Source organism: Desulfobotulus pelophilus, from assembly GCF_026155325.1.
Lineage (GTDB): Bacteria > Desulfobacterota > Desulfobacteria > Desulfobacterales > ASO4-4 > Desulfobotulus > Desulfobotulus pelophilus.
This window is the reverse complement of sequence record NZ_JAPFPW010000012.1, coordinates 34,794-55,896: the sequence shown is the minus strand read 5'-3', so window position 1 is coordinate 55,896 and position 21,103 is coordinate 34,794. Positions and strand designations below refer to the sequence as shown.

The 21,103-nt window shown below is 52.0% G+C and carries 17 protein-coding genes; 7 read left to right on the top strand and 10 right to left on the bottom strand.

Features of this window, described 5'->3' with window-relative positions; all coding sequences use genetic code 11:
- Positions 1-46: 46 nt before the first annotated feature.
- The 3 genes from OOT00_RS10885 to OOT00_RS10875 form a co-directional block, all read right to left on the bottom strand.
- A complete protein-coding gene (locus OOT00_RS10885) occupies positions 47-3,763 on the bottom strand; it encodes a pyruvate carboxylase (RefSeq protein ID WP_265425407.1) in 3,717 nt (1,238 codons plus the stop codon).
- A 96-nt stretch (positions 3,764-3,859) separates the two neighbouring features.
- Positions 3,860-4,735: a biotin--[acetyl-CoA-carboxylase] ligase gene (locus OOT00_RS10880; RefSeq protein ID WP_265425406.1), complete on the bottom strand. Its 876-nt coding sequence runs from the start codon at positions 4,733-4,735 to the stop codon at positions 3,860-3,862.
- Positions 4,735-6,429: a glutamine--tRNA ligase/YqeY domain fusion protein gene (locus OOT00_RS10875; protein ID WP_265425405.1), complete on the bottom strand. Its 1,695-nt coding sequence runs from the start codon at positions 6,427-6,429 to the stop codon at positions 4,735-4,737. Before OOT00_RS10875 ends, OOT00_RS10880 begins: the two co-directional genes overlap by 1 nt.
- A gap of 380 nt (positions 6,430-6,809) precedes the next feature.
- Between OOT00_RS10875 and OOT00_RS10870 the strand changes: the two genes are divergently transcribed.
- Entirely contained in the window at positions 6,810-7,331 is a 522-nt protein-coding gene (locus OOT00_RS10870) for a DUF84 family protein (protein ID WP_265425404.1), read from the top strand.
- A 30-nt stretch (positions 7,332-7,361) separates the two neighbouring features.
- On the opposite strand, the gene OOT00_RS10865 is transcribed toward OOT00_RS10870, so the two are convergent.
- Entirely contained in the window at positions 7,362-8,240 is an 879-nt protein-coding gene (locus tag OOT00_RS10865; RefSeq protein WP_265425403.1) for a pyruvate, water dikinase regulatory protein, read from the bottom strand.
- Positions 8,241-8,541: 301 nt separating this feature from the next.
- Between OOT00_RS10865 and OOT00_RS10860 the strand changes: the two genes are divergently transcribed.
- Positions 8,542-9,117: a hypothetical protein gene (locus OOT00_RS10860; protein ID WP_265425402.1), complete on the top strand. Its 576-nt coding sequence runs from the start codon at positions 8,542-8,544 to the stop codon at positions 9,115-9,117.
- Here OOT00_RS10860 and mnmH read toward each other — a convergent pair.
- Genes mnmH through OOT00_RS10845 form a run of 3 tightly spaced genes read right to left on the bottom strand, consistent with a single transcriptional unit; the run spans position 9,069 to position 11,207 of the window.
- Positions 9,069-10,301 carry a tRNA 2-selenouridine(34) synthase MnmH gene (mnmH, locus tag OOT00_RS10855; protein ID WP_265425401.1) on the bottom strand — a complete coding sequence of 411 codons (1,233 nt, stop codon included), beginning with the start codon at positions 10,299-10,301 and terminating at the stop codon, positions 9,069-9,071. The two genes, OOT00_RS10860 and mnmH, sit on opposite strands and share 49 nt — an antisense overlap.
- Positions 10,291-10,824 carry a dihydrofolate reductase family protein gene (locus tag OOT00_RS10850; RefSeq protein ID WP_265425400.1) on the bottom strand — a complete coding sequence of 178 codons (534 nt, stop codon included), beginning with the start codon at positions 10,822-10,824 and terminating at the stop codon, positions 10,291-10,293. The genes mnmH and OOT00_RS10850 overlap by 11 nt, the downstream gene beginning before the upstream one ends.
- Complete coding sequence (locus tag OOT00_RS10845; protein WP_265425399.1) at positions 10,824-11,207, bottom strand: hypothetical protein; 384 nt, start codon at positions 11,205-11,207, stop codon at positions 10,824-10,826. Before OOT00_RS10845 ends, OOT00_RS10850 begins: the two co-directional genes overlap by 1 nt.
- A 219-nt stretch (positions 11,208-11,426) precedes the next feature.
- Here OOT00_RS10845 and OOT00_RS10840 point away from each other — a divergent pair, with 219 nt between their 5' ends.
- The 5 genes from OOT00_RS10840 (at position 11,427) to OOT00_RS10820 (ending at position 16,234) form a co-directional block, all read left to right on the top strand.
- The gene (locus tag OOT00_RS10840; protein ID WP_265425398.1) at positions 11,427-12,548 is read left to right on the top strand and encodes a hypothetical protein; all 1,122 of its coding nucleotides are present in this window, start codon (positions 11,427-11,429) and stop codon (positions 12,546-12,548) included.
- A gap of 15 nt (positions 12,549-12,563) precedes the next feature.
- Complete coding sequence (locus OOT00_RS10835; protein ID WP_265425397.1) at positions 12,564-13,073, top strand: hypothetical protein; 510 nt, start codon at positions 12,564-12,566, stop codon at positions 13,071-13,073.
- 204 nt (positions 13,074-13,277) lie between these two features.
- Entirely contained in the window at positions 13,278-14,525 is a 1,248-nt protein-coding gene (locus tag OOT00_RS10830) for a glycosyltransferase family 4 protein (protein ID WP_265425396.1), read from the top strand.
- Positions 14,512-15,225, top strand: coding sequence for a class I SAM-dependent methyltransferase (locus tag OOT00_RS10825; protein ID WP_265425395.1), 714 nt, complete (start codon positions 14,512-14,514; stop codon positions 15,223-15,225). The genes OOT00_RS10830 and OOT00_RS10825 overlap by 14 nt, the downstream gene beginning before the upstream one ends.
- A gap of 136 nt (positions 15,226-15,361) precedes the next feature.
- Positions 15,362-16,234: a hypothetical protein gene (locus OOT00_RS10820; protein ID WP_265425394.1), complete on the top strand. Its 873-nt coding sequence runs from the start codon at positions 15,362-15,364 to the stop codon at positions 16,232-16,234.
- Between the two features lie 105 nt (positions 16,235-16,339).
- On the opposite strand, the gene OOT00_RS10815 is transcribed toward OOT00_RS10820, so the two are convergent.
- From OOT00_RS10815 to OOT00_RS10805, 3 genes are all read right to left on the bottom strand, one after another.
- Positions 16,340-16,714, bottom strand: a complete 375-nt coding sequence (locus OOT00_RS10815) for a hypothetical protein (protein ID WP_265425393.1) — start codon at positions 16,712-16,714, stop codon at positions 16,340-16,342.
- A 9-nt stretch (positions 16,715-16,723) separates the two neighbouring features.
- A complete protein-coding gene (locus OOT00_RS10810) occupies positions 16,724-17,962 on the bottom strand; it encodes a type IV pilus twitching motility protein PilT (RefSeq protein ID WP_265425392.1) in 1,239 nt (412 codons plus the stop codon).
- A gap of 77 nt (positions 17,963-18,039) precedes the next feature.
- Complete coding sequence (locus OOT00_RS10805) at positions 18,040-21,087, bottom strand: PulJ/GspJ family protein (protein ID WP_265425391.1); 3,048 nt, start codon at positions 21,085-21,087, stop codon at positions 18,040-18,042.
- Positions 21,088-21,103: the final 16 nt, after the last annotated feature.

The window sequence follows — 21,103 nt, the reverse complement described above, 5'->3', positions numbered from 1 at the left end:
CACAGGCCGCCTCTTGTCATGGCATAAGCAGGAAAGATGTCAAGCTCTAGCCCTGTTTTTTACCGCAGGACGGGCAGAAAACAAACTCTTCCTGCACAGGAACACCACAGTCCGTACAACGGTTGGCAGAAACCGGTTCCAGCTCCACCAGCAGTTCACCGTCTTTAACAGGAACCATTTTGCGGTCCACCTGATAACGGGCAGATTTTAACACTCTCTTCACACGGCCATCCACGGTGGAAAGCACGGCTTTTTCCTGCTTCATGATGGAAATATTGAATATCTCCTCACCGGCCTTCACCATATCTCCCACATTCACATGGGTTACCCACAGATCACCATTGGAAGGCGATGAAATATGATAGGGATTATCGGAATCCGCCATTTCCATGCCTGCGGTTCCGCCCCTGAGGGGTTCTGTCACCTTGACCACATGGGTCATGATTTCCGAATCCAGATGATAGCGGACCACGGCATTACCATCCTCATCGGGCAGGGAAACATCCAGAATGGTCATTTCATGGGGCATCCCCCGGCTGTCTTTGAAGGAGCAGGAACTGTTCTTTTCAATGCCTTCAAACCAGACATCCAGAGGCAGATTGTTGGGATCTCCGTATTTTTCCTGAAAACGTATGGTCTTCAGGGCATCCCCGGGATGATTCAGGTAAAGGACAAGCTCTTCTTTTGTAGGCTCCCGGTTCAGCGTCTTTGTCAGAGCCGCCTTCTCCAGATCAATATCCATGGGATCGAGGTGCTGCAAAGGAGAATCTTCCGTTCGTTTTTCCATGGCCTTTCTGTAATCCGGACCAAAGGCGGATTCATACACCCACTCCGGCGGGAAGCCTAAGGGCAGCTTGCCAAATTTACCCAGAATCAGATCACGGAAAGCATCATTGGCTTCCTGATAAATCTCAAGCCTTGCCTTTTTCATTTCTTCGGGCAGGGCCTCTTCCGGCGTACTTACTACCATTTCAAGAACATCCAGCAGTTTACGTACATTCTTTTCCCCGCCCCGCTTATAGGCACCGGTCACGGAAAGGAAGGCCGTATTCCAGGTAATCTGGGAGCCGGGGGTCACATCATGGTAACGGACAATCTGACGGATACCGGCAAGGTACTGGAGCATATAGGGCAGAAGATGAATATATCCCTGCTTCATGGCCCCTTCCTGGGACGAACTGGTAGCACCACCGGGCATGCCATGCTGCACCACCTCATAGTCCACACCCTGGAAATAGGGTGCCGTGTAACGGTCGTAGTAGGGCATGATCTGCTTTAAAACAAAGCCCGCATCCCGCACCCTTTCCTTGTCCAGACAGATATCAAGACCATGCTCCTCTTCAATGAGGGCCGCCGTTGCCAGGGCATCACCCTGACCGTACCACCGCACGGATGCACCGATGGCCACATCCAGAATATGGCATCCGGCTTTTGCTGCCGCAGAAAGGGCAGGAGAGAAAAGCCCGTCCGTACAATGGCGGTGATAATGCAGCACCAGATCCGGATATTTTACCCGAAGCTTTGTTACCAGATCCCGGATCATGGCGGGCGGACAGACCCCTGCCATATCCTTTAAGCCCAGAATAATGATACGGCTGGCTTCTTCAAGGGAAATACCGGCCACATCCGCCACCATGGCAAGGATCTCTTCCGTAACACCAAGGTAGTGATCCGCATCAAAACCCTTGGCGTGACTCATGGAAATGGCAGGCTGAAAAATCTTGTATTGCTTGGACAACACTACTTCCGCAAAGGGCCGCATGTTTTCAATGTGGTTCAGAAAATCAAAACAGCGGATAACATCATAATTCTCACAGATCATCTCGCCTGTAATACGCATGAGATTTTTAGGCTGGGGCTTGTAACCCAGCACATTGGTGGAGCGTATCAGAATCTGCTTTAAGGTATCCGGTGCAAAATCATTCCATTCATCGGCCTCCGTAAAGGGATAGGTCATGTTCCCCAGCATGGCCACATGAAAATGGGCACCGCCGCCGTTTTCCAAAGAGAAGAATCCGCACTTGTCCAGAATGGGGCCAATAATGCGGTCTTCGGCCAGACGGAAGCGGTTACCGGAGTTGGACTGAGTCTGATCCCTGCAGGTAGTATCGGAAAAAAACACCTTCCCTGCGGTTCTTACATAATCAAGGATGCTCTCCCGGCTCTGCCCCCTTCGAAGGGGAACATGGGCAACGGAATCCCTTTCCGGAGCAAAGGGAATAACAGGCACACAGGGCCCGAGGCGCTTATCCTGAACGCCCCTGTACTTATCAAGGGCAAGATACTCATTATAACCCTTGGCGGAAATTTCTGCGATGAGGCGGGAAAGGCGCAGGGCTTCGGGCTGCTGATCCACATAATCAAAAAGATCGGGATTTTTCTGCACAAATTTTGTGTCATAGTTTCCCGCAACGAATTCCGGCCGGTCCAGTACCACCTTAAAAAAAGGAATGGTGGTTTTAACACCGGAAATCATGCATTCTTTCAAGGCCCTGCGCATCTGTTCCACATTCTTGGTCCAGGAAGATGCATAGGCAATGAGCAGAGAGGCTGCGGAATCATACTGGGAAGGGAATTCATAGCCCGCTGTAATACACGAATCTATACGTATACCCTGACCACCGGGGGAGGTGTAACGGGTAATACGGCCCGCATTGGGAGAAAAACCTTTTTTGGGATCTTCGCAATTGATGCGCACCTGCATGGCATACTGGTGAGGCTTTGTATTCTCATCATTGAAACGCAGGGTGCAGCCATAGGCAATGGCGATCTGTTCTTCCACCAGATCCACCCCATAGCGGCACTCGGTGATTCCATGCTCCACCTGAAGACGGGTGTTGGCCTCAATCAGATAGGGGTTGCCTTCCATGTCCACAAGAAATTCCACCGTGGCCAGAGAATAATAATCCACTGCCTTCACAAGCCGGATGGCGTATTCCTTAAGGCGTGCCCGCAGCTCCTCTGTCATTTTCGGCCAGGGCGAGGGCGTGATTTCAATGAGCTTCTGGTGGTTACGCTGCACCGTGCAGTCCCGCTCATCAAAAGCAAAAACATTGCCGTACTTGTCTGCAATCACCTGAATTTCTATGTGCCGGACTTCAGAAAGCAGCCTTTCCACAAACAGTCTGGGGTTGCCAAAACTGGCTTCAGCCAGAGCCGAAGCCTTCACAAAACTGGATTCAAGGTCGGCATCCGAATAGACCTCATAAATTCCTCTGCCTCCACCACCGCCTTCCGCCTTGAGCATGATGGGAAAACCCAGCTTACGGGCAATGTCCCTTGCTTCCGGAATACTGACAGCACCCTCGGAACCGGGTACCACAGGCACCCCTACCCTCTGGGCCAACGCGCGGACAGCCACCTTATTGCCCAGCTCATGCATGGCCTTCTGGGGTGGACCGATAAAAATAATTCCGGCTTCTTCACACTTGGCAGGAAAAGAATCATCTTCCGCACCAAACCCCCATCCCGGATGAATGGCCTCGATGCCTTCTTCTCTGGCTTTTTTTACAATACGGTCCAGATCCAGATACGCTGTGGGGTTTTCGCCCAGAAGCATGAGTTTTCTGGCTCCGATGGCCGCAGGAGATGTTTTATCAATGTCCGTTGCCGTTATGCAGGCCGTTGCACCCAGCTCTGTGACAGCCCTGGCAATTCTGCGGGCAGGGATACCCCTGTTGGCAATGAGAATACGGACATCATTACCCGTTTCCCGTCTTCTCCGGATTTCTGAACGAAACTCTTCAAAGGTTTGTGCACCCATGTGTTGTTTCCTTTTTATGGTTTGCAATGATTAACAACAGACTATCAACCAAAATGGTGCAGAACAAAAAAACCTGATTTTCCGTTCATACACATGCTATGCGGGGCCTATGCTGCCTGAATAGAGGATTTGTTCCCCTTTTTCAGTAACCAGACGTAAACCTCCGTCTCCGGCAATCCCTGCCAGAATGGCAGGGAAAATTTCCCCTCCTGACGGATAGACCATGACAGCCTGCCCCCTTCGCCATAGCCATTGAGTCGAATCAATCATTAAATCATAAATCGACCCGTTTTCAATGTTTTTCCTTATTATTTTTCTGGCATATTCCGCCGAACTGGCCCAAAATTCCAAAGGGTCAAAAATATATCCACCCTGATTCAAGGATGTTGCGTCAATAGGGCTGGATTCTCTGATGGCAAGGCGGGAAGGAGCAGAAACAAAGTTCACCCCCATACCCGCCAGCACACAGTCCCCCCTGGAACGTATCAGCATACCGCCCACCTTCCGGTTTTCCAAAACCAGATCATTGGGCCATTTGATCATCAGCGGCACCCCCCTCCACCGGAAAATCTCCGCCAGGCCAGCCCCCAGCATAATGGGCAACAGTCCTTTTGCTGCAGAGAAAACGGCCGGCAGTTTCCAGACAAGATAGAGGTTGCCAGCCGGTGAAACCCACTGCCTGCCATACTGCCCCACACCGGAGCTCTGGCTCTCTGCCAAAACCGAATCCCAGTCCGAAAGCAGTCCCCTTTCCTCCAGCCACAGGGCCACATCAAAGGCAGAGCCGCAATCTCCGCACACCCTGATAACGGCTCCATGCGCCCCGGACTTTCCTGCCCGCACCCAGCCTCCCGCATCCTCCGAGCCACAAGGCATGAAACCCGTTTTTTCATAAAATACAGGGCGTAAGGGTGCCGCCAGACCGGGCAGTCCCTTTCGCCACAGCATCACAGAAGGAGACGGTATGGTCATCAGGGATTCCCGGCCACTTTTGCCCAGGAGTCCCTGAGGGTGATGGTACGGTTCAGGACCAGCTTCGCCTTTTCCATGTCTGTGTCCGTGTCCACGGCAAAATACCCCACCCTTTCCAGCTGAAAGACCTCTCCAGGCAGAGCATCAGCCATGGCAGGTTCCAGAAAAGCCTTTCTCTGCACAAAAGAGCCCGGGTTCAGGGCATCCAGAAAGCTTTTTCCTTCGGGCATATCATCAGGATCTTCCTGAGTAAAAAGCCGGTCGTAAAGCCGCACTTCAGCTTCCATAGCATGACTTTTGGATACCCAGTGGATGGTGGCCTTCACCTTCCGGCCGTCCGGAGCATTGCCGCCCAGGGTTTCGGGATCATAAACAGCACGGATTTCCACCACATCCCCCGTCTCAGGATCTTTCACAATTTCCTCACAGGTCACAAAATAAGCAAAGCGCAACCGGACCTCCCTGCCCGGGGAAAGACGGAAGAATTTTTTAGGGGGATCTTCCATAAAATCCTCCCGTTCAATCCAGAGTTCACGGGAAAAGGAAACCTTCCGGCTACCGAATGCCGGATCTCCCGGATGATTCACCGCATCCAGCCACTCCACCTGCCCTTCCGGATAATTGGTGATAACCAGCTTCACGGGATCCAGCACCCCCATGCGCCGGGGAGCGGAAGCATTCAGATGATCCCGGACACAATATTCAAAAAGGGCCAGATCCACAGTGCTGTCTTTTTTGGCCACACCGATACGCTCACAAAAATCCCTCAGGGCTGCCGCAGGAACCCCCCTTCTCCGCAAACCGGACAGGGTTGGCATACGGGGGTCATCCCATCCATGAACATGGCCCTCTTTCACCAGCTGAATCAGCTTGCGTTTGCTTAAGACCGTATAGGAAAGATTCAGCCTTGCAAACTCATACTGCTTAGGTCTTGCCGGGGCATCAATGTTGTCCAGCACCCAGTCATAAATTTCCCGGTTGTTCTCAAACTCTAAAGTACAGATGGAATGGGTGATGCCTTCCAGAGCATCGGAAATGCAGTGGGTGAAATCATACATGGGATAGATACACCATGCGTCCCCTGTCCGGTGATGATGCACCTTGCGAATACGGTAAATGGTGGGATCCCGCATGAGCATGTTGGGGGATGCCATATCAATCTTCAGCCTGAGCACATGGCTGCCCTCATCCAATTCCCCGGCCCGCATACGGGCAAAAAGGGCAAGATTTTCTTCCACACTCCGGTCCCGGTAGGGGCTGTTTTTTCCGGCTTCCGTCAGAGTACCCCTGTAGGCACGGGTTTCTTCCGCGGAAAGGGAACAGACATAGGCCTTACCACCACGAATGAGATCCACTGCAAAATCATGGAGTATGCCAAAATAATCGGAAGCATAAAATTCCCGGCCCTCCCAGTCAAAACCCAGCCACCGCACGTCTTCTCTGATGGCATTCACATATTCCGTGGATTCCTTTTCAGGGTTGGTATCGTCAAAGCGAAGATTGCATTTCCCTGAAAATTCTGCCGCCATACCAAAATTCAGACAAATGGATTTAGCATGACCCATGTGCAGGTACCCGTTGGGCTCCGGGGGAAAGCGTGTATGCACCCGACCCTTATGGGTGCCAGCTTCAATGTCTGCTTTAATAATATTGCGGATAAAATGGGAAGGTGCTGCATTTTCTGTGGTACTCATGGTATCCTTTCCGGGCGTAAAAACCCGATACTGGCAGTCTGTCACGGAGGCTCTAAGGCTGTTTGTAAGTGATATTGTCATGGTTTCGGATTCCGACACTCAAGCGATAAGCCGAAACCGGCTGCCGCAGCAACCAGACTTTTTACGCTTGAGTGACGAAGAGTTTTTGCCAATTCCGCACAGGACAAAAAGCTCTTACGAATACGATTGCGTAACGGACAATAAACATTGTGCCTCGGCAACTGTTTTACGGATATGACATTACCTAACAAAAACTGCTGAACTGACACATACAATCTCTTCATACCGCTTTGCATTGTCAAAGCAATGATGCCAGACAGGTCTTTTAACAGAAACCCGCTACAGACCAAGGAAAAAATATGCATTTCTGCTTAGGTTCCCTCAACCCCGTTAAAAAGGAAGCCCTTGTTCAGGTACTTGAAGAATCCGGCCGCTTCTCCTCCATCCATGTAAGCTGTGAAAACGCTCCATCTGGCGTACCGGATCAGCCAAGGGGCTTTGAAAGCACCCTCACCGGTGCCCGAAACCGGGCAAAGGCCGTATGGCATAACGGCCTCTTTCTGGGAATCGGCATTGAATCGGGCATCATACCCGTTCCCCTGACCCGCACCGGCTACATGAACCTTACGGCCTGCGTGCTTTACAATGGTCAGGATTACTTCACCGGCCTTGGACCTGCCTTTGAGTTGCCCACCGAAATCAGCCGCCTTGTTACAGAAAAAGGACTGGAACTGGATGCGGCGGTTCAGGCAGCAGGCTTCAGCCACAATCCCCGCATCGGCTACGACAAGGGGCTCATCGGTATTCTTACCGGCAATGCCGTCACCCGCATGGAGTACACCAAACCGGCCATTCATATGGCTCTGGCTTCTCTGCCCTGAAACGAACAGGCTCCAACACTACCCCGGCAATCAGGGAGCAACCTTGCGTTTACCCTGCTTATGAGCTCCCTCGGGGAACCGTTTCTCGATAATGCTCACCACCTCTTCGGCACTGGATTCAATGGGTTTATTGCTCACATTAATGGTGGCAAACCCATGGCGGCGGTACAGCTCCCGTACGGACTCAACCTCACGGAAGACTTCTTTTTTACCCGTATAAGCCATATCGTCGGTGAGGCCCAGCCGCTTCCTGCGAATCTGCCTGTGGGCGGCAAGCTGCTCAGGATCAATGTAAAGGGCCACAATGCGTTTACGGTTAATGGCCATCAGCTCCGAAGGCAGGGGGATACCGATTACAATGGGGACATTGGCCACTTTCCAGCCATGGACGGAAAGGTACATGCTCAACGGGGTCTTACCGGAGCGGGAAAGCCCCACCAGCACTATCTCGGCCTTTCCCAGATCCTGGGGATTGAGCCCGTCATCATGGGCCACGGCAAACTCAATGGCTGCCACCCTGTCCATATTTATCTGATTGAACTTGCGGTAACGCCCCGGTTCTCCCAGGGGTTTTTCATGGAAGGCAGCCTCCAGCATATCAAGGGCCGGTCCCATGAAATCCACACAGAGAATACCCGTTTTTTCGCACTCACTCTGCACAAGCATCCGCAACTCCGGGTCGACAATGGTATAGGCGACAACGCCCTCTTCTTCCCGTACCTTCTCCAGAATCTCGTGAATCTGCTGCGGCCCATGCATATGGGGTACCCGCACCACACGGCTTCGAACAGCGGGAAACTGAACAAGAACAGAACGGATCATCTGCTCTCCGTTAATCCCCTGTCCGCAGGATAAAACATAAACGGGTGCTCCCTGCCGGATCATGGTTGTAAGATCTCCGCCTGGCATGCAATCTCCTTTCAAATCAATCAACAAATGGCTGGATGCAGCACGCATACCTGATCCGGAACAAGACTCCGGACTGCCCGGCATCCTCCTCTTCAAAGCACCCCATACCTGAACTCCGGCACAGGGAGCCCCAGCCGATCATGTACCACTGCCCGTCAGAAAACCGGCCCAGCAGCAGCCAGTAAAAAACACTGATTATCCGTCTCTTTTTGTATTTTCCCTCAGATCTTTTGACAAGACAGGGGAACTCGACTATGGGGTACACAGTTTTTTCATCGTACAAAGGGAGGCAGGCACGGGCATGATTATCGAAAAGCTGAAGCACTTCAAGAAAAATCAGGATCTGGTGGAAATCGGAAGACGGCATCTCTCAGAAACCCCCATCGTGGGCCAGATCCGCGCCCTTTCCGATAGCCTCGTTCAGGTTACGGAATACGACGGCACAGGGCGTTACAACGGCATCAGTGTTTTCTATACCGATGATATCACAGATCTTTTATGGGAAACCAGAGATACCCGGTCCGTACTGAAACTCGCCCGGCTGCGTACACCCTTTGAGGTACCCGAGCTGCGCCTTGGCTCCCTGAAACTGCTCATCGAAGATCTGCAGCAACGCTTCGGGACCGTTGCCATGCTCAATGAAATGGCCGGCCTAACAGCCATGTGCGGGGATATCCTGAACGTGGACAACGAATGGGTCCACATTCTGGAATATGCCCCCCGCAGCGACGATGGGCGATTCCAAAGCCTTACACGGCTGGACCTCATCACCCGTCTCTGTGCGGACACCCCGGCCATTCAGGATATCACATCCGTCCACAGACTTCATCATAAGGACGGTTCCTCCGCCATCACGGCTGACCCCGAAGAGTCCTGACAGAAACAGCGCTGCCATATTCCTGCAACGGTCTCAGCCGCTGCAGGAATAGCATGGCAGCAAAGGACCTGAAAAGGCTCTGTTTTTTCTCCTTTATAGCCTTTATCATAATAATCAACCAGAATATCATGCAAAAAAAGACCGGTGTCACCCTTATCCAGAAGCGACTGCCAGTACCGAACCCTATGGCCGCCAACCCGCCTTGACAGATAAAGAAGGGCATCGCGAACCGCATCCCTGCCCCTGCCATCCTCCCCAAAATACTCCCGCGTAAGCCTTGCCACACGTAAATCCATAGGCGATTCCAACCGGATATGGGGGCCATTTTCAAGTGCCTTGAAAAGAGCCGGAGGAATCTGAACACCACCTATTTTCCGGCTCTCCATTTCCGTCAGAAAAAAAGGGAATTCACCGTTTGCCTGCCGATGTGCCAACAGCGCCAGATACAGGCGGGTTTCAAAGGTCTGCTGGTCCACCGCCCCCCCCTGCCCGGCGAACCGGATATGTCCGAAAACAGAGGCCGCATGACCTGCCAGTGCTTCCAGGTGCAATACGGGAAGGGATGGATGGGTCTTTGCCAGAAACTCCAGCAGCTCGGACTTGCCACACCCTGTCATGCCAGACAGAGACCACAACCGCAGACTTCCATGGTACAGCAGATCATAGACCTCCCTGCGAAAACCCTTATGACCACCTTCCAGACGCATAACCGGAACGCCATGCCTGCCCAGAAGCCCTGCCACATACCGGCTCCTTCCACCACCTCTCCAGCAATAAAGAATCAGGGGCCTGCCACCGGCATACCTGCGCGCCTTTTCCACATAGGAGGCCTCCTTTTCTCTGGCCAGATGGAAAGCATAGCGCAAAGCATCTTTATGGCTGTAACGCTTATACAGAAGACCCACCTCATGGCGCTCCCTGTCATTGAGAATGGGCATGGAGACGGCAACGGGAATGGCATTTTTCGCATATTCGGACTCCGACCGGACATCCACCACCCCATACTCCGGATCGTCACCGCAGAGATAAGACTGCAGCACTTCTCCAAAAGCTTTCTGAGAAATATTCTTCACATCCGGTGCAATGAGATTCTGCCTGATTTCCGGAAGCTCCATCGCCTGAATACGCTGGCACAAATCGTTCAGTTCCGCCTGCTGTTCCTGCTTTTCCGTATCATCCCCCATTCCGTACTCTGTAGTGAAGAAGCAGGGAGTTCTCCCCCAGAAGCTTCACGCCAGCCAGTTGCAAATCCATGGATACCGTTTCAGCAAAAAGGCCCGGCCCCTCACCAAAAAAAAGGGGAGAGACCGTCACCATCATTTCATCAATGCAGCCCTTTCTGGCAAAAACAGCATTCAACTCACTGCCGCCAATAAGGGCCGCTTCTCTGTATCCCTGATCCGCAAGATTAGCCAGCACCTTTTCCACGGGTCCGGATGTGAACACAAGGTTCGGGCTGTTTCCCGCCCGTTTTTCCGGAGACCGGGTAAAAACAATATTTTTTCGCCCCGGCAGAGGAGCTCCCATGGCATCAAAGGTTTTTGCCCCCATGATGACCACTCCCACGCGCCGGGTGAAATCTGCAAAATGAACTTTATCCGCCCTTTCCGTCCAACCCAGAGGATCACCCGGCCCCCGTGCCGTCCTGCCGTCCAGGGTCCGTGCCATAACCAGAATGACGCGAACCCTATCCCCGGTTTCCGCCATCACGAACTCACTACCGCATCGGGCATGGGTTTTCCCCGGTACCGTTCATCATAAACGTCATGAACACTGTCAAGAGAGTGACGCTCAAGAATATACGCTGCCATGGCTTCAGCTGTTTCCGGGTCTTCCATATCATTTTTTATACGCCCCATCAGCACCATGCGCACGAGTTGTACTTTGGAATCCTTATAGCGGATGGCCTTGTCCAGACTTCGTATATCCTCTTCCTCCATCCCGTCTCCCATGCGGGAAACGGGAACCCCGGCCTCTTCCAGAACCGCCATGCGCTCCGGTACCGGTATCCTCTGGAACCTGCGACAGAGACCTGTGGGTAAACGCCTAAGAGCCAGCTGAACATCTTCACAGGTAATTTTCTTATTCATGAAATCTGTACCCTCCTCAGACATTGACATAAGCGGGTCTGCTCTCCCTGTTTTTCAGCCCCACCATAATCAAAAACCTTCCATCCGGCAGGGAACCGGGCAGTCTGGCGAATGTAAGCCACCACCCCGGCAAGGTCAAGATCCACAAAAAGGCATAGATATTGCATGATTCCACGTTGAAACGACAGCATCCACAGTTCCTAGCCAAGGGAGTCCATCATGCATTTCACAAAATTATTTCTCTGCTGCCTCCTGCTTGCCATCACCTTCAGCTGCACCGAAGAGAGCACCCATTCCCCAGCAGCACCGGACTCCCCCGCCAGCCCGCCACCCGCCGTTCAGGCAGTCGTGGATCACCGGGGAGACGAACTTAGCGTATCCGATCCGGAAAATCCCCTTTTCCGTGCCGGAGTACGGATCCCACCCGATGCCCTTTACTCCACGGAAACCATTAGCATCAGCGAAACACCCCTGCCAGCGCCCCTGCCCTCCAGCCGGGCCGCCGGACCGGCTGTGCGGTTTCAGCCCCACCCCCTCATATTCGAATCTCCGGTCACCATAACCCTTCCCTACGGGGAAAAATTTGCCGATGGAACACCCATACCGGACTATCAGGTCGTGGCCCGCTACTTTGACCCTCTGGCCCACCGCTGGACGAACATGGCCCTGAAAACCAGAAATACCAGAGATAAAACCCTGACCTTTGAAACCAGCCACTTCAGTGTGTATATTGCCGCTGTGGAAAACAGACCGCCTGACCGCCCCACCTACCCCAACACCCTTGTTCCGGGAGAGTATTTTGTGGGTAACCCGGAATTCAGGATCATCAATGGAGAACCTGTACTGCTGGAAAAAGGCAGAATCAACCGTCCCGGTTATACCAAAGGCACCCCCTTTCATCTCTATGCCCGGTATTCTCAAGAGGGTCTCATTCTTATGGTGGACCAGAAAGCCTCCGTCAACACACCGGCGGGCTACCACGCAATGCTCAGGGACGATGGCAGGGGTGCCATACTGGACACTTCCGTACTCTTTGAAGCCTTTACCAAAATACAAGCCTCCGGCGATGCCAGATTGTGGCGATGGGAGGCCGTATTTGTTCCCGAACACACCCGCCTGAAAAACTATGAGGTCATAGACGAGCAGAATCCCTATGCCCTCCCCTTCCCTGTCGGGCAACGTATTTATGCGGAAATGGACGCTTTAAATGACAGGGAAGTGCTGCTATCATGGGGCTTTGACATCATACCGGAACTTAGAATTGACCTTGGAGACGGAGATGAATGGAGCTACTACACACTATGTATTGCCTTTGAAGCTACTTTCCTTGGCTATCCGTAAAGGAGAGAGAGCACCATGAAAACATACCTTTCCATTGGCATTGGCGCAGCCATACTGGCTGCTGTGGTTATCGGGCTTGCCCTGTATAAGCCCTACTACGATAAAAAGTACACATTTTCGGGTCTGGGAGAAATTTATCAGGCCCGCCGTGGTTCCTGGGAGGCCCAGCAGCAGCAGCGCATGTTTTTTGAACCGGGGATACAACCCCCTCTGGAAGAAACGGCCCACCTGCCAAGCTATCAGTTTCGCTTTGCCACCAACCTTGCGGATCAGAGTTTTTTATCCATGCAACTGACCTTCCGCTTCAAAGACTCAAACGGTATAACGGACATCCGGAAAAGATCGGACCGTATTCACCACGCCCTTACCATTGCCCTCTCTTCGTATACACGCCACGATCTGGAAGGCCATGAAGACAGGGTCATGGCCCTGACCACCAGTATCCTGAACCGCTACCTTACGACAGAGGTAGCCTACCTTTATCTCACCGCCTTCACCCTCAGCGGTGGCATGGGAGAAAACTGAACCTCCCCATGGCTCAAGCCAGGGGCTTTACGGCGACTTTCGGTAAGGCCCCGAAGCCCTGCGCGCCAAAAAAGCCCTTGACGAAACAAGCTCCATCGACATATGGGACTCACTTACCATCGGTTTTTTCCCGGGCAAAGGTGCTGTGCAAAACCTTCTCTTTTACCGGGACAGCCCTATCAGTCACAAGCTCGGGAGTCCTTTATGTCAGAAAACCAGGAAAAACCCTTACGCATATGCATGATCAGCTACCGCAGCAATCCCCATTCCGGCGGTCAGGGGGTGTATATACGAAATCTTGCCAAGGCCCTCTGTGATCTTGGTCATGAAGTGGACGTACTGGCCGGGCCTCCGGACCCTCTTCTCGAAGGAGGAGCCAGACTGATTCCCGTTCCAACGCTGGATCTTTACAATCCCGAGGCTCTGTTCCGCACCCCTCGCATTGAGGAGCTCAAAGATCCCGTCAATCTCATGGAGTGGCTCAGCATTTCCACCATGGGCTATCCCGAACCCTTCACCTTCGGTTTCCGGGCTGTTCGCTTCCTCAAAAACCGGCTCCACGACTACGATATCATCCATGACAACCAGAGCCTTTCCTACGGCATTCAGCAGATCAGCCAGAAAATTCCCACCGTTGCCACCATACACCACCCCATGACCGTTGACCGGAAACTCGCCATCCGCAGCGTCCGGGCTCCATGGAAAAAATTCAAGCACCTCCGCTGGTATTCCTTCATCGGCATGCAGAAAAGGGTGAGCAGAAAACTACCCAGAATTATCACCGTAAGTGAATTTTCTAAAAAAGACATCGCCCGGGAATATGCCATTTCTCCCTCCCGCTTTTCCGTTGTTCCCAATGGCATTTCAACGGAACTGTTCTTTCCCATGCCCGAAATCCAAAGGGAGCCGGGACGCCTGATCGTCACCAACAGCGCGGATATGCCCCTAAAGGGCCTCTACCACCTGCTGCAGGCTCTGGAAAAAGTATCCCGCACCCATTCCGTACGCCTTACGGTCATTGGAAAACCCAAGGAAAAGGGTGGTATTGAGAAACTGATCCGCAAACTCAACATAGGCCATATTATTGATTTTACAGGAAGAATAGACCACTGGCAATTTGTGCGGGAATATGCCAGAGCCTCCATTGCCGTTGTCCCCTCCCTTTATGAAGGCTTCGGGCTTCCCGTGGGCGAGGCCATGGCAACGGCCACACCGGTTATCTCCACCACCGGGGGAGCCCTTCCCGAGGTTGCCGGAGATGCGGCACTTCTTGTTCCGCCGGGGAATGCGGATGCCCTGGCAGAAGCCATCTGCGAACTGCTGGATGACCCTGCCCGAAGAGAACGGCTGGGAGCGGCGGGGTATGCCCGTGTGCATGAACACTTCACATGGAAAAATGCTGCGGAAAAAACCGTAGAAACCTACAGGGAGGTTATCCGTGATCACCGTTGATTTCCGTCGCATGAACATACAGCCGGGTTGGAAAATTCTGGATATCGGCAGCGGACCCGGCCGCCATACGGCGGCCGCCTATGGCCTTGAAAAAGTTACGGCCATTGGAGCTGACCTCAGCCACGAAGACCTCCTTTCCGCGCAGGAACGTCTTCAGAATCATGACATGATGGGATGGCATGGCGGAGGGTCATGGGGACTCAGCACCGCCGACATCACCCAACTCCCCTTCCGGGACCATGCCTTTGACGCCGTCATCTGCTCTGAAGTCATGGAGCACATTCCTGATGATGCCTCTGCCGCCCGGGAGCTGGTCCGGGTGGCCAGACCCGGAGCAGACGTTGTGGTCAGTGTTCCCCGTTTCTGGCCGGAACAGATCTGCTGGTGGCTGGCCAAAGACTACAGCCATGCCAATCAGGGCCACATACGGATCTACAGAAAAAAAGACATCATCCGCATCCTTGAAAAAAGCGGACTGACCTATCAAGGCTGCGGCTATGCCCACAGCCTTCACAGTCCGTTCTGGTGGCTCAAGTGCCTTGTCGGCCCCACAAAAAATCAGCACCCTGCTGTCCGGCTCTACCACCGTTTTCTTGTGTGGGATATCATGGAAAAACCGGCACTGACGCGCTTTATGGACCGCATGCTGAACCCGGTTATGGGCAAAAGCCTTGTGCTCTATTTCCGTAAGCCCCTGTAAAAAACCGGTGCGGATGTCCATTGCATTCTTATCCGAACGGTGATATTTTTGCCTTTAGTGAAAAGAAGGTCTGCATACTGCTAGAGCAGGCCAATGAACGATTTTCCTGAAAACTTTTTCGGGACAGGATGAAACAATGAAACAGGGTATTCCAGGGCATAAAGCTATTTATCTTCTTCTGTCTCTTTTTCTGGCGGCAGGAGGATTTGCCTGGGCAGAACCCGAGCTTCCTTACAACACGGAACCACCGGCACTTTCCATGCAGATGCACCTGCGTGACAACAATCAGGCTCGCCTTTCCCCCCATTGGAGTCAGGCGGATCAGGCCATGCATATGGCCAACACACAGAATGCCTCTCAGGGTGTGGACCTGCGACTTTCCATGGACCGGCTTCATTTTAAATCCTCCATTCAGCAGGAACGCCTCCACGACGATATTCCCTACACAGGCCAAAACACCTCTTACGCCAGAGGTACGGATCGTATGGATATGGCGGCGGGTATCGGTTACCAGTGGGATCTGCTGAATCAGCGCCTGTCCCTCATTCCCATGATGGGTCTTTCCTACCATGGCTATTCTCCGGATTCCAGGAATCCCCAGTACGGAAACACCGGAGGAGACGCTCTGCAGCCAGCCAAAGGAGAGCTTTCCGAATGGAACAGCTGGTGGTACGGCCTGGATCTCAGAGCGCAGCCCCGGCCGGATCTTTCCGTGGAATCTTCCCTCCTTTTCCATAATGCAAAATTTTCCGAAAGAAACCCCGAATGGGGTGATATTTCGGACAACAACCCGCATAAAAGCGAGGGAGAAGGACGTATCTTCCGGCTGGGTGTTCGCCAGCAGCTCAGCCCTTCATGGAGTGCGGGAATTCTGTACAGCTGGCAGCAGTGGATGTCAGAAAGAGGCGATTTACCCGCCGACCTCAGTCCTCAGGACAGGGGCCGGTCCGACATCCCATTTAACGGGGATATTCAGGAACTGAATATTTCCTTAAGCTATGGTTTTTAAGAAAAGGGGGCAGGCCCCTTTTCTTTTCCTTTTTTCTTTTACTTTCTTCTTTCCCTTCTCTTTTCTTCTTTTCATGCCCCTTTTTTTCTTTTGTTTTTCTCTGACTTAGTCAAAATATTCACAAACACAGCTTGAATCAACACTATCTAAATTGGTCAATACAACAGCCCCGTTACATACACATTTTTTAATTGTATTATTTGAATTGCTTTGAAAACTACCCTGACCTGAATAGTTTGAATTAAAAAATAAACGAGAATAATCCACATCACTAAAAGATGAAACCGAAGACACCGGAGAATGCGGGGATATTTTTTTTTGAGGATATGCACGCGTATGGGGACGTACATAGGTTCCATCTTGACGATAATATCCCCTTACACTCACTCCACCTGAGGTGTTTCTATCAGAAAAGGCATAATTACTAAAAACCAGTATAAACAGAAAAAAAAAGCCGACCCAAAAATAACTTTTTTTCATAATTTTTCCCTACAGGTTCTTAATAATATCCGACATGGACATCCCGTCTTCCTGAATTTCATAGGCATCCTCACCGGCATGATGCAAACTGGTGGGGATGCTTTTTTTGATACTGCCATCTCCCGTCAGCTCACCCAGGGCTGACAAAATTCCCGGTGCCTGAACCGGCCTCTGCTCATCCAGCACGAGAGAAGACGCATAGGAAGGATCGGTAACATCCTCTCTGGAAGGCCGGAAAATACGGAAAGGAGGCATGAGATTCTGCTGTTTTTTTAAAAAATCCCTGCGATACTGCTCCTGCGTCATCATCCCTCCCTCCTTGCCCATCTGTATGGCACTTTCTATCTGGGAAAAACGATTCTCACGAATCAGGCCCTTCACTCCGGAACTTCCCTGCAAAAGAGACAGCACGGGCACCCGGAAACCCGCTTCAGGCAGATATTCCAGATGCTGTACCACCAGAAGGGCCAGGGTGGAAGCCAGCTGGTTGCGCACCAGATCCTGAATTTCCGGCTGAAAAGAATTACAGATACGGTAAAAGGCATCTTCAGAATGGGTGGCATGGAGGCTCGCTATGACCAGATGACCGGACTCCACGGCATTAAGGGTCAGACGGATGGTTTCCGGCTCCCGCAGCTCCCCCACCACAATGACATCCGGATCCTGACGCAGCACGTCCCTCAAACCCTGATCAAAGGAAGGCATATGGGTACCCAGCTCCCTCTGCTCCACATAGGATTTTGCCGAGGCAAAGCGGTATTCAATGGGATCTTCCAGAGTAATGATGTGCTCACTGCGGGTCTGATTGATCTCATCCACCATGGCAGCAATGGTGGTGGATTTACCGGAGCCTGTGGAACCGCAGATAAGAATCAGCCCCTTGGGGAGGCGGCAGGCCTGACGGATCAGGGGATGGAGGTTCAGATGATCCAGAGTCGGCGGACGGCCGGGCAGCATGCGGATGGAAATGCTGATACCCCGGGATGTGGCAAACACATTCATCCGCACTCGCACACCCTGCATGGAGCGCGCCAGATCCACGGAAAAACGGGACTGCAGCATGGCCCTTTCACGGTTTGTCAAAAGGGTCCCTGCCAGTCCATCCATCTCCTTTGGGGAAAAACGGGTATCCGTCAGAAAACCGATTTTCCCGTCTTTACGGAACACCACCGGATGCCCGCCCGTTAGATGCAGATCGGAGTACCCGGACTGCATGGCGTTTTTAATGAGTGTGTCAAGGTTGTTCATCAAAAGTCCCTAAAGGGGTCGAATCGATTTTTAATTTCAGGGTATTCCCGATGGATGCCTCATAAAAAAAGTTTTTTTTACTGCTGAACAGGCGGCAGGAAACCCGTTCCAGCCTTCTGGTCCAACTGAATAGCAAAATCGTCGTAATAGGTAGAAGTTCCGGCACTGCTGGAGGTAATAAGGGAAACATGATCCCCGTTACCAGTGACAAAATCAGTAGCCGTACTTTTTTCCGTCCACACAGGGGAAAGCAATGCACTCGTGCGGATAACCGCTTTTTTCAACTCGCTTCCTACCGCTGACGGCACAAAAGTAGCGCCGCCTCCCGGTACACCTGCCCACTTTACCAGTGTAAAATAGTCATTGCCAGCCGCCCTGTCAGTCCAGTCATCGGGAGGCCAGTTCGCCTGATTCCTTGGGTTGCCACGTCTGAAAACATTGGACTGGCTTCCGTCACCTAGCTCGGGGGTATTCTTATTATCTGACACATAAGCCATAACCCAGTTTACCTTAGAAGCGCCCTGAGATAAGGTTCTGATCTGGGCATGACTGGTGTCGCCTTTCAGATAAATTTTTTCGTTTGCTGTAAAGTCTCCCCCCTCCATCTGGGCAAGAAGCAGAGAGCCATGAGCCGCAGATCCTCCTCCCCACCCCCCTCCCCCAAGCACTGGCATACTCATAACACGGGCGGTTTTACTTCCATCATAATTCTGAATCCTATCGCCAACCTTGAGGTGCCGTCCAGCCAGATTGGCCCTGCCCTGATCAAAGGTCAGCTCCCAGCCCTCCTGTACTCTCACCATGATGGATGACCATTCTTTGAGACGCAGCGCCGTACCTGTCCCCACTGTCACACCATCACCGCTAATGTCTCTGTGGGCAATGCGCTGAAAACTACCCGTACCTGTGGATGGGCCTGTCCTCTGCCAGAAAAGCAACGCCGGAAGGCTGTAACGAGCTTGAATCTGTTCTCCTAAAAGCCATCCGGCAGACTGTATGGTTTCTCCTGAAGAGACATGACTACCCAAAGCAAAAGGACGCAATCCAGGGTGGATATCATCATCAAAACCCCATTCACTCCAAGAAGTATAAACTCCTAATATTCGGCCACGGGAACGGGTTTCACGCTGGCGTAAAAATGAAACCCCATAAGTATGTAAATCCGAGCCATCAAAATTATTACGCATCCTAAAACCCAGCCCTGCCATAAAATAGGGCTCGTTATTCTTTACCTTTGCCTGAAGATCATAGCGTAAAGCCCCTCTGTGATCCATCCAGGATTGGGCCAGATTAGTATTCAAATTGCTCCAATTAAAAACAACAGCAGCCCAGCGGCCGTCATTGCCCCATCCAAATAACCCTGCGATCCAATCCACCAGGCCGATACCCGTTGTGGTGGGATCAACCACTGCATTCACTTTTAAAGCCCCATCAGACAACCCATGACTACCCAGCATCTGATCTCTGCCCGCAAACCAGGCCCCAAGAGAATCAAATCTGTCATGAAAAATTTCCTGCTTGAACTCATCTCCACCACCGGCAATCCAGCCAACGGGCACACTGTAAGTCACCTCACGCTGGGCACCACCGGCAATACCGGTGGAACGTACCCGGAGATAGGGTTCCAGGACCACATTGGCAGCAGAATCTATACTGAGACTGCTGTTCCACCTCGCGTCTTCCAAAGGATCAGACATAGTAACCCGACGCAGGGTATTGCCCACCCGCTGTTCATAATTAAACACCGTTGTCTCCGTGATTCCGGCAACGCCCGAACCTTTCAGAGTAAAATTTCCATTCAGCTCAGGAAAACCCCATGAATCACCCGTACTCAGGCTCAAATTGCCGTTTCGCGCCATATTCTGAGCACTCGAAACTCGGCTGGAAAGGCGCACATCCGTTCCGGCACTGGCCGTCAATGGAGGGATAAGTCCCGTAAAAGTCAAAATACTGGCACCGCCACTGCCTCCGGTATAGGTATGCATCGTACTGCCCACAACAATACGACCTTGAGACAAATTCTCCGCCGTAAGTTCCACAGGAACATTCCCATGCACCTTTACGCTGATCGTATTAGAGTTAACTTGCGTTCCAGTGGTTTTAAACCAGTAGGGTTCAAAGGACAGAGAAAACGCACCCCTGTTATCAGCCAGCGTATAGGTCTGACCATGCATATCATCAAGCACAGCCAGCCGTGCCTTCTCTTCACCTGCATTGAGGAACTCACTGGCAGCATAACGGAAACCGGATTCTGCAAGAAAAAAAGCCTTCCTTCCCTGATCAGCCACGACCTGATTCATTGTAGAAACTGTAAACATGGGCACTACCGCAGCGGTAAGGACGGATATGACCACTAAGGTGACCACAAGACCAATGAGAATACTACCTCTTTCCTGCGAAAAACCACCATGTTTCTGAGAATAAAAGCCTTTGATGAACAGTACCATACAAAGAATCAGGCCTGTAATCACAGCCCAAGCCATTTGCCAGAGCCTTTCCACAGAGGCCGTATTTTCTGCAAGAACAGAAATCATGCAAAGGCCGTAACTGGGGGCCGTAGGAGGCGGCGTTGTCGGAGAAGCACCGCCGATATTTTTATTATTTCTGGGCGCAGCTCTGCCCATAAAAGTCATTACCGTACCATCCGAACGATTCAAACGAAGCTCTATATCCACCATAGAAAGAGTTTCTACAGGGTCTCCATCCTCCCATTTTTTACTGCCAGAATGCATGGAAAACTTCAAACCATCGACACCCTCCAAAAGAAGGTCTCCATTCTGAAAATCATTACTGCCCAGAGCAAGCCTGATACTGTTTTCATGCAAACCAAAGCTTCGCAGCCCCTCCCGATTTTCCAAAACTACAGAGGAAGCAGTTACATGCTCGATACGAAGCAATTCCACAATTTCTCGTGTCATACGCCCCATGGCCAACTGGGCCTTTTGGGTCATCTCAGCATTTTCCCTTGAAAAGGCGTATCCTTCCACGACCCGCACCAGGCCCAAGCCCGCCACAGACACAAGAATGGACAGAAGCACCAAGCTTACAATCACTTCTACCAGGGTAAAACCATTGGAAAAGGACAGCTTTTTACTGTCATTTTTCTGAAGAAGTAAAAGCATCATCGTTATCTCTCCCTAT

Coding starts and splice junctions, on each gene's coding strand:
- OOT00_RS10885 (WP_265425407.1), bottom strand. CDS start 3,763: ATGGGTGCACAAACCTTTGAAGAGTTTCGTTCAGAAATCCGGAGAAGA.
- OOT00_RS10880 (WP_265425406.1), bottom strand. CDS start 4,735: ATGACCATACCGTCTCCTTCTGTGATGCTGTGGCGAAAGGGACTGCCC.
- OOT00_RS10875 (WP_265425405.1), bottom strand. CDS start 6,429: ATGAGTACCACAGAAAATGCAGCACCTTCCCATTTTATCCGCAATATT.
- OOT00_RS10870 (WP_265425404.1), top strand. CDS start 6,810: ATGCATTTCTGCTTAGGTTCCCTCAACCCCGTTAAAAAGGAAGCCCTT.
- OOT00_RS10865 (WP_265425403.1), bottom strand. CDS start 8,240: ATGCCAGGCGGAGATCTTACAACCATGATCCGGCAGGGAGCACCCGTT.
- OOT00_RS10860 (WP_265425402.1), top strand. CDS start 8,542: ATGATTATCGAAAAGCTGAAGCACTTCAAGAAAAATCAGGATCTGGTG.
- mnmH (WP_265425401.1), bottom strand. CDS start 10,301: ATGGGGGATGATACGGAAAAGCAGGAACAGCAGGCGGAACTGAACGAT.
- OOT00_RS10850 (WP_265425400.1), bottom strand. CDS start 10,824: ATGGCGGAAACCGGGGATAGGGTTCGCGTCATTCTGGTTATGGCACGG.
- OOT00_RS10845 (WP_265425399.1), bottom strand. CDS start 11,207: ATGAATAAGAAAATTACCTGTGAAGATGTTCAGCTGGCTCTTAGGCGT.
- OOT00_RS10840 (WP_265425398.1), top strand. CDS start 11,427: ATGCATTTCACAAAATTATTTCTCTGCTGCCTCCTGCTTGCCATCACC.
- OOT00_RS10835 (WP_265425397.1), top strand. CDS start 12,564: ATGAAAACATACCTTTCCATTGGCATTGGCGCAGCCATACTGGCTGCT.
- OOT00_RS10830 (WP_265425396.1), top strand. CDS start 13,278: ATGTCAGAAAACCAGGAAAAACCCTTACGCATATGCATGATCAGCTAC.
- OOT00_RS10820 (WP_265425394.1), top strand. CDS start 15,362: ATGAAACAGGGTATTCCAGGGCATAAAGCTATTTATCTTCTTCTGTCT.
- OOT00_RS10815 (WP_265425393.1), bottom strand. CDS start 16,714: ATGAAAAAAAGTTATTTTTGGGTCGGCTTTTTTTTTCTGTTTATACTG.
- OOT00_RS10810 (WP_265425392.1), bottom strand. CDS start 17,962: ATGAACAACCTTGACACACTCATTAAAAACGCCATGCAGTCCGGGTAC.
- OOT00_RS10805 (WP_265425391.1), bottom strand. CDS start 21,087: ATGATGCTTTTACTTCTTCAGAAAAATGACAGTAAAAAGCTGTCCTTT.